A 13,082-nucleotide genomic window follows, 5' to 3' on the forward strand; every position below is an offset into this window, starting at 1 on the left:
GGGCATCGGGGTGTGCCCGAGCCGTGCTGCGGATCTCGGATCCGCGCCGGGGGCACAAGGTGGCGAGATTGCCAGTGGGCAAAATCGATCGCCGTAAGGAAAGCTAAGCCGCGCAGTGGGGGCTGCTTGGAAGTTCGTAGCGATCTACGACGCTGATGTGACCGTGCGTGTGTCTGGGCCACATCCATGATCAACAACGTGTCGCTGCGAGTCTACCCGGTATCGGAATTGGCCCCGAACGCGGGGAGCGCGGGTAGTTGGGGCAGGGGCCGGGCGTGTAGCCAGCTGTCCCAGAGTGATCGCAGTGACCTGGTGCTGTAATGCCCTGCCAGGTCGGTGAATTCCTCGGTGGTGATCGAGGCGTGGCGATACCGCGCGGTCCACTCGCGCAGCAGATCGAAGAAGGCGGGATCACCGAGTGTGAGCCGCAACGCATGCAGTGTGAGCGCACCGCGCTTGTAGACCCGGTCGTCGAACATGTGGTCCGGTCCGGGGTCGGCGAGCAGGAGGTCCTGCGGCAGTCGCGCCAGATTCCGGTGCGCGGTGCGCGCCAGCTGGTCCGCGCTCGGCCCGCCGGCCGCCTCCGACCAGATCCATTCCGCGTAACAGGCGAAGCCTTCGTGCAGCCAGATGTCGCGCCACTGCGCGATGGTCAGGCTGTTGCCGAACCACTGGTGGGCCAGCTCGTGCGCGACCAGCCGTTCGTAGCCGCGCCGCCCGTCGCAGTGGTTCGCCCCGAAGACCGAAATGCCCTGCGCCTCAATGGGAATCTCGAGTTCGTCATCGGTGACCACCACCGTGTACGCCTCGAACGGGTACGGCCCGAACTTCTCGGCGAAGACCTCCATCATGCGCGGCTGCCGCGCGAAGTCGTGCTCGAAGGCGGTGCGCAGCCGCGGCGGCAGCACCGCCTGCATGGGCACCGCGCCGCGCGGCGCGTCGACCCGCTGCTTGCGGTAGTGGCCGATCTGGATGGTGGCCAAGTAGGTGGACATCGGCTCGGGCTGCTCGTACACCCAGGTGGTCTGGCTGGCCTTGGTCTGCTTGCGCACCAGGGTGCCGTTGGCCTGCGCGTAGTACGGCGAGTCGGTGGTGATCGAAATCCGGTAGCTGGCCTTGGAACTCGGGTGATCGTCACACGGGAACCAGGAGGCCGCGCCATTGGGCTGGCTGGCCACCAGCACGCCGTCGGTGAGCTCCTCCCACCCGACCTCGCCCCACGGACTGCGCAACGGCCGAGGTGGGCCCGCGTACTGCACGGTGAGCGCCAGCACCCCGCCCGCCGGAATCCGCTGCCGCGGCGTGATCACCAATTTGCCGCGCTGATGGGTGAATTTGGCGGGCTTGGCCCCGTTCACGAACACCTTGGACACCGCCAGCGCCTGAGACAGGTCCAGCGCGAACCGATCTCGCACCCCGGTGGTGACCGCGGTGATGTCGGCCCGCCCGGCCAGCCGGTTACTGGCGACTTTGTACACCAACTCCAGCTCGTAGCGGGAGACCCGGTAGCCGCGATTCCCGTTCTGCGGCAGGTAATCGTCGATGGGCCGGTCGAGCTGGTCGGGCATCAGCGGCCGCCCTCCGGCCAGGGCGCGATGGGGTTGCCCCACCAGCGGGTGGACGGCGGCACGCTGTCGCCGCGCATGACCAGCGAGGCCGGTCCGATGGTCGCGCCCGCGCCGATCACGCTGGCGGGCAGGGCGACACAGTGCGGTCCGAGGGTGGCGCCCGCGCCGAGGGTGACGGTGTCCATGGCCATGATGCGGTCGTGGAACAGATGGGTCTGCACCACGCAGCCGCGTTCCACGGTCGCGCCGTCACCGAGTGTCACCAGGTCAGCCTCCGGAAGCCAATAGGATTCGCACCATACCCCGCGGCCGATGGTGGCGCCGAGTCCACGCAACCAGACATTCAGCACGGGCGTACCGGTCGCGGCGCGCGCGAACCACGGTGCGGCGACATGCTCCACGAAGGTGTCGGCGACCTCGTTGCGCCATACGAACGAACTCCACAGCGGATGCTCCTCGGTGCGAATCCGGCCCACCAGCAGCCATTTCGCCAGCACCGAGGCCGCGCCCGCCGCCGCGCCCGCCGCCAGCAGCACCACACCGCTGAGCAGTGCGGCGGGCAGGTGGCCGAGGGTCCGGGCCAGCCAGGCCAGGGCGAACAGCACGGCGAGGCCGATCGCGAAGCTCACGAACACCGGGATCAACCGGCAGGTCTCCACCACCGCGCGGGCCACGCGCAGCCGGAACGGCGGATCGAAGGTGCGTGCGGTGTCACCGGATTCGGCGGCGCGGCGCAGGCGGGTCGGCGGGCTGCCCAGCCACGACGAGCCGGCCTTCGCCTTGGACGGTGCGGCCGACAGCACGGCGACCAGGCCGTTCTTGGGCACCCGCCGCCCGGGCGCGGTCATGCCGGAGTTGCCGAGGAAGGCGCGCTTGCCGACCTTGGCCTCGCCGATGCGCAGCCAGCCGCCGCCGAGTTCGTAACTGGCGACCATGGTGTCGTCGGCCAGGAACGCGCCGTCGGCGACCACGGTGAACTTCGGCAGCAGCAGGACCGTCGAAACCTCCACGCGCTTGCCGACCTTCGCGCCCAGCAGGCGCAGCCACACCGGGGTCAGCAGGCTGGCGTAGAGCGGGAACAGGAAGGTGCGCGCGGAATCCAGCAGCCGTTCGGTGGCCCACGCCTGCCAGCCCGGGCGGCTGCGCACGGGGTGATGGCCCTCGGTCAGCCCGATGCCGAGCAGTCGCACGGCCACGATGGTGACCGCCGCGTACACGGCCAGCACCAGCAGCATGGCCACCGGGAGGACGGCGAAGGCGCGTTCGAATCCGGCTGCCAGCGTCCGGGTGTCGCGAATCCACCAGGCGATCAGCAGACCGCCGGTGCCCAGCGCGAAGATCGGCACCGAGGCCAGCACCATGGAGGTGATGCCGAAGATCGCCACCCAGTGCGCGGCCCGTGCGGGCGTCTCGTCGGGCCAGCGGTGCTGTGCCCGGCCGACTTTCACGGCGGGGGAGCCCGCCCACTCCTGTTCGGCCTTCACCTTGCCCGATACCGAGGAGCCGGGCGCGATCTCGGCATTGCGGCCGATCCTGGTGCCGGGCAGCAGGATCGAGCGGGCGCCGACCACCGCGCCCGGCCCGATCTCGATCGGCCCGATGTGCACGAGATCGCCGTCGATCCAGAAACCGGACAGGTCCACCTCGGGTTCGACGCTGCAGCCGTCGCCCAGTTCCAGCATGCCTGTGACCGGCGGCAGCGTGTGCAGGTCGACGCCCCGGCCCACCTTCGCGCCCAGCGCCCGCGCGAAGGGCACCATCCACGGTGCGCCCGACAGGTTCTCGGCGCCGCTGGCCTCGGACAGTCGCACGGCCGTCCACAGCCGCAGGTGCACCCACCCGCCACGCGGGTAGGTGCCCGCGCGCACGCCGCGCAGCAGCAGCCGGGAACCGGCCACGCACAGTGCCATCCGGCCGGGCGGGGAGATGAACAGCAGGAACGCCACCAGCATCCACCACCACGACAGGTGCGGCAGCCACGGCAGCGAACCCGACCAGGCGGCGACATTGCCGACGATCGCCAGCCAGGTCAGCCATTGCAGACCGGTCAGGGTGGTGAGCGGAATCGTCGCCAGCAGCTGGAACAGCTGCGCCGACCGGGGCACCGGCCGGACCAGTCGCTCCTCGACCGCGGCGGTCGGCGCGAAGCCGTCGAGCAGGGCGGCCAGGGCGCCCAGCCGCGGATGGTCGTAGAGGTCCGCGACGGCGATGCGCGGCTGCCGTTCCCGCAGCGCCGCCACCAGCTGGGCGGCCGCCAGCGAGCCGCCGCCCAGATCGAAGAAGTCGGCGTCCGGGTCGGTGACCTCCGCGCCGAGAATCGAATCCCACAGTCCCGCGACCCACCGCTCGGTCTCGGACAGACCGCTCTCGGGGGTGGCGGCGATGGCCTTGGGCAGCGGCCAGGGCAGCGCGTCGCGGTCGACCTTGCCGGAGGTACGGGTGGGCAGCTCCCCGACCACGGCCAGTCGCGGCACCAGCGGGGCCGGAAGCTGTTCGGCGAGAATGGTTCTCGCGGCGATGAGGTCGTACTCGGCGCCGGGTCCGGTCAGGTAGCCGACCAGGATCTTGTTGCCCGCCTTGGTGGTCCGGATCGCGGCGGCCGCGCCCGTCACACCCGGCAGATGCTGCAGCGCATTGTCGATCTCGCCGAGCTCGATGCGGCGGCCACCCAGTTTGATCTGATCGTCGGCCCGGCCCAGGAAGACCAGTCCCTCGCGATCGTTGCGCACCAGATCGCCACTGCGGTAGGCGCGTTCCCAGCCGACCGACGGCAGCGACGCGTACTTCTCGGCGTCCTTGGCCGGGTCGAGATAGCGCGCCAGCCCGACGCCGCCGATGACCAGCTCACCGGATTCGCCCTCGCCCACCGGATCTCCGGCCGCATCGACGACGGTCAGGTCCCAGCCGTCCAGCGGCAGCCCGATCCGGATGGGGAAGCCGCCGTCCAGCAACGCGGCGCAGGCCACCACGGTGGCCTCGGTGGGGCCGTAGGTGTTCCACACCTCGCGCTCGGAATCCTGGTTGCCGGCAAGCCGTTCGGCCAGCTCGGGCGGCACCGCCTCACCGCCGAAGATGAGCAGCCGCACGGGTTCGAGCGCCTCGGCGGGCCAGGTGGCCGCCAGCGTGGGCACGGTCGAGACGATGCTGATCTCCCGGCGGACCAGCCACGGCCCCAGATCGGCGCCGGTCCGCACCAGCGCGCGCGGCGCCGGGACCAGGCAGGCGCCGTTGCGCCACGCCAGCCACATCTCCTCGCACGAGGCGTCGAAGGCGACCGACAGTCCGGCCAGCACCCGATCCCCGGGCCCGATCGGCGCGTCCTGGAGGAACAGCCGCGCCTCGGCATCGACGAACGCCGCGGCATTGCGATGGGTCACCGCAACACCTTTCGGTGTTCCGGTGGAGCCGGAGGTGAAAATGATCCACGCGTCGTCGGCGGGCGTGGGCGCGGCCGTCGACGTCACCTGGTCGCCGGATTCCCTTGCCACTCCGGTGGATTCGATCCCGGCCGCGGTCACGATGGCCGAGACCCGGGCCTCCCCGAACACCAGCCGGGCGCGTTCGTCGGGATCATCGGCGTCCACCGGCACGTACGCGGCTCCGGCGTGCAGGACCGCCAGGATCGTGATGTACAGGCCGCGCGTGCCAGACGGCATCCGCACCCCGACCCGGTCGCCCGCCCGCACCCCGGCGGCGGCCAGGCGCTCGACCTCGAGCGCGATCTCCGCGAGCAGCTCCGCGTATCCGAGCTCCACCTCACCGTCGTCGAGAGCGGGTGCGTCGGGGTACGCCGCGGCGGTGGCGGCGAGAATATCGACCAGCGTGCGGGCCGGCGGTGCGAGGGCGGCCCGCAGCATCGGGTTCGCGACTATCTCGGTATCGGCCTGCTGTTGCGGCATTAGGTGCTGCCCACCTCTCGTGGAACCATCCGGCGCTTGTGCGTTGGTTGTTTCATACGAGAGTTACCGACAGGCAAACTGTGAGGCGGCCATTGGTCCACGGTACCGGTACGTCCTGGTCGTCCCGTGTTCACCTGGCGGCTGCGCGTGGATTCACCGGGCGGCTAGGCGTGGAACTGTGCGAAGAATTGCCAGATCACGTCGGTGGCATCGAACTGGTGGGTGACCTTGCCGACAATCACCTGCGGCAGGTACTGCGGGCCGTCCGGCCAGGTGTGGCCGCCCTCGGCGATCGAATAGAGCTGAACCTTGGCGCCGTTCGCGCAGTCGGAGGACTGGACGGTCACGGTGGTGCCGTCGTCGGTGCGCTGCGGGAGCGTGGTCGTGGTGGCCGCGTTACAGGAGTTCTTCTCCCGCCACAGCTGCTGGGTGGCATCGACCGAGAGCACCGGGCTCGAGCCCGCGCCGTGGTGGCCGGAGGTGACGCGCACGACACCGCCGCCGTAGGGGACGATCGGGTCGGAGGTGCCGTGGATCTCCAGGACCGGCAGGGAATGGGTTGGGGTGCAAGCGGATACGTCGGCCTGGGGGAGCGGGCCCGCCACCGGGGCGATGGCCGCCAGCTTCCCGGACAGGCGGCAGCCGAGGTCCTCGGTGAACATGCCGCCATTGGACATGCCGGTGGCGTAGACGCGGGTGGGGTCGACGGAGTCGTTCGCGATGATCCGGTCGATCACGGCCGCAACGAAACCCACGTCGTCGATATTCGCGGCGCCGGCATTGGTGTCGTCGCCGCGGCCGTCGTTCCAGGACTTCTCGTAGCCGTTCGGGTAGACGGCGATGAAACCGTCGGCGTCGGAGGCCTTGTCGAAGCCGAAGGAACCGGCCATGTTCTCGGCATTGCCGCCGCCACCGTGGAAGGCGAGCACGGCGGGCAGCAGGCCCTGGGGTCGGTTGGCGGGGTAGTGGACGAGGTATTGCCGCTGCAGTCCACCGTATTCGAGGGTGACGGTGGTGTCGCCGGCAGCGCGGGCCTGCGGGTGCCCGCACCCGGCGGCCATGAAGGCGGTGGACAGCAGGATCGCTGCGGCGAATCTCGGTGCGTTCACGCGAGTGATCGTAGAGAGGCAGCCTGAAGCTGAGCTGAAGCTTGGTGTCAGCTGTGAGCGTGGATGGCGGCCAGTGCCGCGGCGGCGACTTCGTGTGGGGGAGGGCCGATTTCGATGCTGAGAATATGCTCGTCGGGACCCGGCGCCTCCAGGGTGCCGAGCTGGGAATCGAGCAGGCCCGGCGGCATGAAATGGTCCATGCGCGCGGTGAGGCGGCGCTGCAACTCGTCCCGGGATCCCGTGAGATGCAGGAAGGTCAGCACCGCGCCGGGGTGCCCGACGAGGCTGCGGCGCAGCACGTCCCGGTAGGAGCGCTTCAAGGCCGAGCAGGTCACGACCGCCGAGCGGCCCGCCGTGAACTCGTCGGACATCCAGGCCGCGATGGCCTCCAGCCACGGCTCCCGATCGGCGTCGGTGAGCGCGTGGCCCGCCGCCATCTTGGCGATATTGGCGGGCGGGTGCAGGTCGTCGCCCTCCAGGAGATCCCAGCCCAGGCTGCTGACCAGCATGCCCGCGACCGTGGATTTCCCGGATCCGGAGACGCCCATGAGCACCACGATCTGTGGTCGTGCGGGGGTTGCCATCGCTCCTCCTAGACGACCGCGCTCAGGGCGAGCACGCCCGCCAGCCCGGCCAGTGAGATCACGCATTCCATCAGGCTCCACGACTTCAGCGTCTGCACGACGTCCAGGCGCAGATACTCCTTGACCATCCAGAACCCGGCGTCATTGACGTGCGACAGGAACAGCGAGCCCGAGCCGATCGCCAGCACCATGAGCGACACGTGGGAGGTGCTGAGCCCGGCCGCGACCGGAGCGAGAATGCCCGACGCCGTCACCGTCGCGACGGTGGCCGACCCGGTGGCGACCCGGATCAGCGCGGCCACGAACCAGGCCAGCAGCAGCACCGGCAGGCTGCTGTCGCGAATCGCGTCGGCAATGGTGCCGGCGATGCCGGTGTCGACCAGCACCTGTTTGAAGCCGCCACCCGCGCCGACGATCAGCAGAATGCCCGCGACCGGCGGCAGCGCGCTGTTCATGGTGTCCGCCAGGGCGTCCCGCGTCATGCGGCCGCCACGGCCGAGCACGATCATGCCCACGATCAGCGCGATACCCAGCGCGACGACCGGGGTGCCGAGCACATCCAGGACCTTCTTCACCTGGGACCCGGACTTCGGCGAGACCACGTCGAAGACCGCGCTGCCCAGCATCAGCACGACCGGCAGCAGGATGGTGGCCAGCGTGGCTGCGAAACTCGGCCGCGGCCCCTTCTCCGCGGCGGGCCGCCCGGCGGGCTCACCGGTCGAGAACAGTTCCGGCACCGGCACATTCACCCAGCGCGCGGCCAGCTTGCCGAACAGCGGACCCGCGATGATCACCGTCGGCACCGCCACCAGCACACCCAGGCCCAGCGTCAGTCCGAGATCGGCCTTGAGCGCCGCCACCGCGACCAGCGGACCCGGGTGCGGCGGCACCAGCCCGTGCATGGCCGACAGGCCCGCCAGCGCCGGAATCGCCACCGCCATCAGGGGTAGTCGCGACCGGTTGGCGACCAGCAGGATGACCGGCATCAGCAGCACCACGCCGATCTCGAAGAACATGGGCAGGCCGATGATTGCGCCCACCAGGCCCATCACCCACGGCAGCGCCCGCGGCCCGGCCCGGTTCACCAGGGTGTCGACCACCTGATCTGCGCCGCCGGAATCGGCGAGCAGCTTGCCGAACATGGCGCCGAAGCCGATCAGGATGCCGACGCTGCCCATGGTCGAGCCGAAGCCCTTGACGAAGGAGGCCACGGTGTCGGCCGCGCCCAGCCGGGCGACGAGCCCGACCGCGACCGCGCCGATGGCCAGCGCCAGGAACGGATGCATTTTCAGCCAGGTGATGAGACCGACGATGAGCGCGACACCGAGCACGGCCGCGGTGATGAGCTGGGCGCTGCCGGTGTGCCGGGTGGCCGCGTCGGCCAGGTTCGCGACAGCGAGGGATTCGAGGTTGGGCATGACGCTTCTTCGAGTCGAGGTGGAGTGATCCAGGGCACAGAGCCTAATATGGAGGACTATATCAAGCCGTACCACGAATAAGTACTACGTATTCCCCTATGGATGCCGATAGATATGCCTCGGATGTGTGACACTGAAGCCATGGTCGACCGAGCCGAGTCCTTGCCCCTGCACGAATCGGTGCTGGATCGGCTCGGCTCCGACATCGCCTCCGGCGGCATCGTGCCCGGCACGCGCATCTCCTCCGATGAGATCGCCACCCGCTTCGACGTCTCCCGCACCGTCGCCCGGGAGGTCGTGCGCGTGCTGGAATCCCTGGGCATGGTCAGCATCCGGCGGCGTGCGGGCATCACCGTCCTCGACCCCGCGCACTGGCAGGCGCTGGACCCCAAGCTGATCCGCTGGCAGCTCGCCGGCCCCCACCGCTTCGCCCAGCTGGCCTGGCTGGCCGAACTCCGTTCCGGCATCGAACCACTGGCCGCCCGCGGGGCCGCCGCGCACGCGACGCCGGAGCAGTGCGCGGCCCTGACCGCGGCGGTGATGGGCATGTCGGCCACGGCCCGTGCCGCCAACACCGCCGCCTATCTCGACCACGACATCGCCTTCCACGCCACCCTGCTGGCCGCGTCCGGCAATCCACTGCTGCAGGTCTTCGCCCCGATCATTCGCGAAGTCCTCACCGGCAGAACCGAACACGAGCTCATGCCGGTGCAGGCCAATCCGCAGGCCCTGCAGCTGCACGCCGCCGTCGCCGCGGCGATCCAGTCCGGTGACGGCCCCGGCGCCGAATCCGCCATGCGCGAGATCGTGTCCGAATCCGCCACCGCGATCGCCTGTCTGCGGCCGGCGACGCCCGAATAGCGCTGCGGTCAGGCACACAGCGCTCGCTCAGGGCACACAGCGCTCGCTCAGGGCACGATCAGATACCACTCCGCCCACGGGCCCTGCAGCGGCCAGCTGTTGGCGACCAGCTTGGCCAGTCCCATCCCGACCCACAGGTCGACCGTCTGGGTCTCACCCGGACCAGCACCGGTGCGGACATGGACATCCCGCGAGCCGCCGCCCGCGGACCCCAGCCAGCCCAGCACGATGTGATTACCGCACGGCCCACCCAGATACCCCAGCGGTGTCACGTGCGCGGTCACATGGCCGGGCATGCCGTGCGCGGCCTCGAGACCCACCGCGATCTGCCCCGCACAGAAATTCGCGTCCCCGAAGGTGAACACCGTGGTGCCGAACGGCGCCCACTGCGGCAGCCAATCCGCCTGCGCCGGGGCCGCGCCCACCCCTCCGACGCCCAACGCGAGCCCGGCGGCCGCGATCACCCCCGCCAGCATCCGTACAGTCCTCATCATCGGATGTCCTTCCGGCCGGCCGAATTCCACGACCGCACAGCCCGGCTCCCGCCATCCGGCCCGAGACGACCCCCGACGACCCGCCTCGTTGCGCGCGGAAGCCGTTCCCCTCCAGCGTATCCAATCCGCACACCCCGTTTACCCCCATTTCGTGCCCGATGCCGGGCCGCGGAACCGGTTGGGGCGGGCGGCGGACTCGGCCCCGGGTGCCCGGTATTGTCTGCGGTGCACGTGGATCGGGAGGATTTGGTTGGCTGAGCAGCTCCGAACCGGCGTGGTCTTCGCCGGATATCGGGTCGAGCGACTACTCGGTGCCGGTGGGATGGGTGAGGTATATCTGGCCCACGATCGGGACCTACCCAGGTTCGTCGCATTGAAGCTGCTCAATCGCGTGGCCAGCGATGACGACGAGACCCGGCAGCGTTTCCTGCGGGAGGCGAACATCATTGCCCGGCTGTCGCATCCGAACATCGTCACCATCTACGCCCGCGGCGAGGAACAGGGCCGGCTGTGGCTGGCCATGGCCTACGTCGACGGCTCCGATCTGGCCGCCGAACTGCTCGACGGGCCCCTGGAGCCCGCCCGCGCCGCCGCCATCACCGCCGACCTGGCGCGCGCGCTGGACTACGCCCACGAGGCGGGCGTGCTGCACCGCGACGTCAAACCCGCCAATGTGCTGCTGACCGCCCAGCCGCGAGAGTGGGCGCTGCTCACCGATTTCGGCATCGCCGAGTCCCGGCACGAGGTGCGCGGCATCACCGAGAACGGTGAGGTGGTGGCCAGTTTCCAGTACACCGCGCCGGAGCGTTTCAGCGGCGAGGCCCGGGTCGACCGCCGCGCCGACATCTACTCCCTCGGCTGCACGCTGTTCGAAATGCTCACCGGTGCACCGCCGTTTGCCGACACGGATCTGCCGCGGCTGATCTACCAGCACGTGCGGGCCCCGGTGCCCTCGGTGCGGGAACGGAATCCGGCGCTGCCCGCCGCCCTGGATCCGGTGCTGGCCCGGGCGATGGCGAAGAATCCCCGGGCCCGATTCGCCACCTGCACCGAGCTGTCGGTCGCGGTGAGCGCGGCGATCGAGGGCGCGCGGCCTCGGACACCGGCGCCGCCGCCTCGGGAGACGCACAGCCACAAGGCGATTCCATCGTCGCGCCAGTGGACCCGCTCGCGCACCCTGCTGGTGTTCCTGGCCGTGGCGCTGCTGGCCGGAGCGGCGGCCGCCGCCGTCGGAATCCTGACTACGCTCGCCGACTCCGGCCCGCACAGTGCGGCCGGGGCCCCGACCAGCTCCACGGCGGCAGTACCCACCCGCCGCAGCACGAGCGTCGTCCCCACCTCGATCACCACCTCCGCGGGCGCGGGCGCGGCCGCCGACGGGTGCCAGTCCCGCCGCACCCCCGACGGGGTGACCGGCACCGATCCGGGCGGTATCGCCAGCGGCCCCGACGCTGTCCTCGCCTTCGAGTACGCCTACTACGTGCTCCGCTCCGGCAGCGTCGCACGGGAATTCGTGGCCGAGAACGCGGCGAATGTCGCGGACGCGGCCAAGATCCAGAGCGGCATCGACTCGCTGCCCATCGGCACCCGCTACTGCGTGCAGGTCAGCCGGATCGCCGCCGCCGACGACGACCACTGGGCGGTGAAGGTCGCCCAGCAGCGTCCCGGCGAACTCCAGGACGTCTTCACCCAGACCGTCACCACCCGTACCGTCGGCAGCCGCACGCTCATCACCTCGATTGTCGAGGAGTAGGACCGGCGGTTGCCGTTTCACAAAGGGGGTGGGTGTGCTGCGAGGCTGCTAGGGTTCGAAGCGTTGACTCGACGGGGACGACCCGGTGGGTCCGGTGAAAGTCGTTCGTCGGTAGGGAGTTTCGGACTTGGAGTCGACAGGATCGTGGGGCGTGGTCTCGGGAGCTGGGGGATGCCCGGTACGTGGCGGGTCGCCCGTCGGCGTGGCAGAGCCCCCGATGCTGTTGGGAACACCGGAATTCGCGGCCGATCCGCATCGCGCCTATCGCGAGATGCGCCGACGGCACGGCTCCATGGTGCCCATCGAGCTCGCGCCCGGGGTGCCCGCGACGCTGGTGGTGAGCTATCGGACAGCGCTGCGAATCCTCAATGATCCCGAGCACTTTCCGGCCGATCCGCGGGTCTGGCAGGAGGGCATCCCCGAGGATTCGCCCATCCGGCCGATGATGCAGTGGTACCCCAACGCGCTGCGCAACGCGGGCGCCGAGCACACCCGCTACCGGCAGGCCTACACCGCCGGTATCGACGGGATCGACCTGCACGCCGTGCATTACACGGTCGAGGAGATCGCGGGCCGGCTCATCGCGGGCCTGGCCGCCGAGGGCGGCGCGGACCTGGTGTCGCAGTACGCGCTGCCGCTGGTGTTCGAGGTGCTCAACCAATTGGTCGGCTGCTCAGCGGATATCGGCCAGCGGGTGGCCACCGGCATGGCCGCGCTGTTCGACACCGTCAATGCCGCGTGGGGCATGCAGACCCTGGCCGAGGCGCTCATGGAGCTCATCGCCATGCGCCGCGCCGAGCCCGGCGACGACGTCACCTCGCGCATGGCCCACCACTCGGCCGCGCTGAACGACGAGGAGATGCTGTACCAGCTGGTCAGCTTCTACGGCGCGGGCCTCGAGCCCATGCAGAACCTGATCAGTAACACCCTGCTGCTCATGCTCACCGACGACCGTTTCGGCGGTGACATGCTGGGCGGCAGCCTATCCACCCGCGACGCACTCGACGAGGTGCTCTTCAACGACCCGCCGATGGCCAACTTCTCCATCAGCTACCCGCGTCAGCCCATCCTCATCGACACCACCTGGCTGCCCGCCCATCAGCCGGTCCTGATCAGCCTCGCCGCCTGCAACAACGATCCCGAGATCGCGGGCGGCGACCGCACCGGCAACCGGTCGCACCTGGCCTGGAGCGCGGGCCCGCACGCCTGCCCGGCCCGATCGGTGGCCTACCTGGTCGCGCAGACCGCCATCGACCAGTTGCTGGACGCGGTGCCGGACCTGACGCTGGCCGTCCCGAAACACGACATCTCCTGGCGGCCCGGCCCGTTCCACCGCGCCATGGTGGCACTGCCGGTCGAATTCCCGATCAGTCCCGCGCTGCGCGCGGTGTAAGGA

At 70.1% G+C, this 13,082-nt stretch carries 9 protein-coding genes; 3 read left to right on the plus strand and 6 right to left on the minus strand.

Features of this window, described 5'->3' with window-relative positions; all coding sequences use genetic code 11:
* Nucleotides 1–212: 212 nt before the first annotated feature.
* The 5 genes from ACFXN1_RS24815 to ACFXN1_RS24835 form a co-directional block, all read right to left on the minus strand.
* The gene (locus ACFXN1_RS24815) at nucleotides 213–1,568 is read right to left on the minus strand and encodes a M1 family metallopeptidase (RefSeq protein ID WP_379439210.1); all 1,356 of its coding nucleotides are present in this window, start codon (nucleotides 1,566–1,568) and stop codon (nucleotides 213–215) included.
* Nucleotides 1,568–5,467: a Pls/PosA family non-ribosomal peptide synthetase gene (locus ACFXN1_RS24820; protein WP_379439212.1), complete on the minus strand. Its 3,900-nt coding sequence runs from the start codon at nucleotides 5,465–5,467 to the stop codon at nucleotides 1,568–1,570. Before ACFXN1_RS24820 ends, ACFXN1_RS24815 begins: the two co-directional genes overlap by 1 nt.
* A gap of 164 nt (nucleotides 5,468–5,631) precedes the next feature.
* The gene (locus ACFXN1_RS24825; RefSeq protein ID WP_379439213.1) at nucleotides 5,632–6,576 is read right to left on the minus strand and encodes an alpha/beta hydrolase family esterase; all 945 of its coding nucleotides are present in this window, start codon (nucleotides 6,574–6,576) and stop codon (nucleotides 5,632–5,634) included.
* 47 nt (nucleotides 6,577–6,623) lie between these two features.
* Nucleotides 6,624–7,160 carry a gluconokinase gene (locus tag ACFXN1_RS24830; RefSeq protein WP_379439214.1) on the minus strand — a complete coding sequence of 179 codons (537 nt, stop codon included), beginning with the start codon at nucleotides 7,158–7,160 and terminating at the stop codon, nucleotides 6,624–6,626.
* Nucleotides 7,161–7,168: 8 nt separating this feature from the next.
* A complete protein-coding gene (locus ACFXN1_RS24835; RefSeq protein WP_379439215.1) occupies nucleotides 7,169–8,578 on the minus strand; it encodes a GntP family permease in 1,410 nt (469 codons plus the stop codon).
* A gap of 141 nt (nucleotides 8,579–8,719) precedes the next feature.
* Between ACFXN1_RS24835 and ACFXN1_RS24840 the strand changes: the two genes are divergently transcribed.
* On the plus strand, nucleotides 8,720–9,439 hold the full coding sequence (locus ACFXN1_RS24840) for a FadR/GntR family transcriptional regulator (protein ID WP_379439217.1): 720 nt from the start codon (nucleotides 8,720–8,722) through the stop codon (nucleotides 9,437–9,439).
* 47 nt (nucleotides 9,440–9,486) lie between these two features.
* Here ACFXN1_RS24840 and ACFXN1_RS24845 read toward each other — a convergent pair whose 3' ends face one another.
* Nucleotides 9,487–9,933, minus strand: a complete 447-nt coding sequence (locus ACFXN1_RS24845; RefSeq protein WP_379395841.1) for a hypothetical protein — start codon at nucleotides 9,931–9,933, stop codon at nucleotides 9,487–9,489.
* Between the two features lie 250 nt (nucleotides 9,934–10,183).
* On the opposite strand from ACFXN1_RS24845, the gene ACFXN1_RS24850 reads away from it, so the two are divergent.
* Both ACFXN1_RS24850 and ACFXN1_RS24855 read left to right on the plus strand, forming a co-directional pair.
* A complete protein-coding gene (locus ACFXN1_RS24850) occupies nucleotides 10,184–11,686 on the plus strand; it encodes a serine/threonine-protein kinase (RefSeq protein ID WP_379439218.1) in 1,503 nt (500 codons plus the stop codon).
* Between the two features lie 217 nt (nucleotides 11,687–11,903).
* Nucleotides 11,904–13,079 (plus strand): cytochrome P450, encoded by a 1,176-nt coding sequence (locus ACFXN1_RS24855; RefSeq protein WP_379439219.1) that lies wholly within the window; start codon nucleotides 11,904–11,906, stop codon nucleotides 13,077–13,079.
* The last annotated feature ends 3 nt before the right edge of the window (nucleotides 13,080–13,082 follow it).

The organism is Nocardia sp. NPDC059154 (genome assembly GCF_042755705.1).
Taxonomy (GTDB): Bacteria; Actinomycetota; Actinomycetes; order Mycobacteriales; family Mycobacteriaceae; genus Nocardia.

What these genes read in the sequence shown, in the direction of transcription:
- ACFXN1_RS24855 (WP_379439219.1), top strand. Translation starts at nt 11,904, where the DNA reads ATGCTGTTGGGAACACCGGAATTCGCGGCCGATCCGCATCGCGCCTAT.
- ACFXN1_RS24835 (WP_379439215.1), bottom strand. Translation starts at nt 8,578, where the DNA reads ATGCCCAACCTCGAATCCCTCGCTGTCGCGAACCTGGCCGACGCGGCC.
- ACFXN1_RS24845 (WP_379395841.1), bottom strand. Translation starts at nt 9,933, where the DNA reads ATGATGAGGACTGTACGGATGCTGGCGGGGGTGATCGCGGCCGCCGGG.
- ACFXN1_RS24840 (WP_379439217.1), top strand. Translation starts at nt 8,720, where the DNA reads ATGGTCGACCGAGCCGAGTCCTTGCCCCTGCACGAATCGGTGCTGGAT.
- ACFXN1_RS24830 (WP_379439214.1), bottom strand. Translation starts at nt 7,160, where the DNA reads ATGGCAACCCCCGCACGACCACAGATCGTGGTGCTCATGGGCGTCTCC.
- ACFXN1_RS24815 (WP_379439210.1), bottom strand. Translation starts at nt 1,568, where the DNA reads ATGCCCGACCAGCTCGACCGGCCCATCGACGATTACCTGCCGCAGAAC.
- ACFXN1_RS24820 (WP_379439212.1), bottom strand. Translation starts at nt 5,467, where the DNA reads ATGCCGCAACAGCAGGCCGATACCGAGATAGTCGCGAACCCGATGCTG.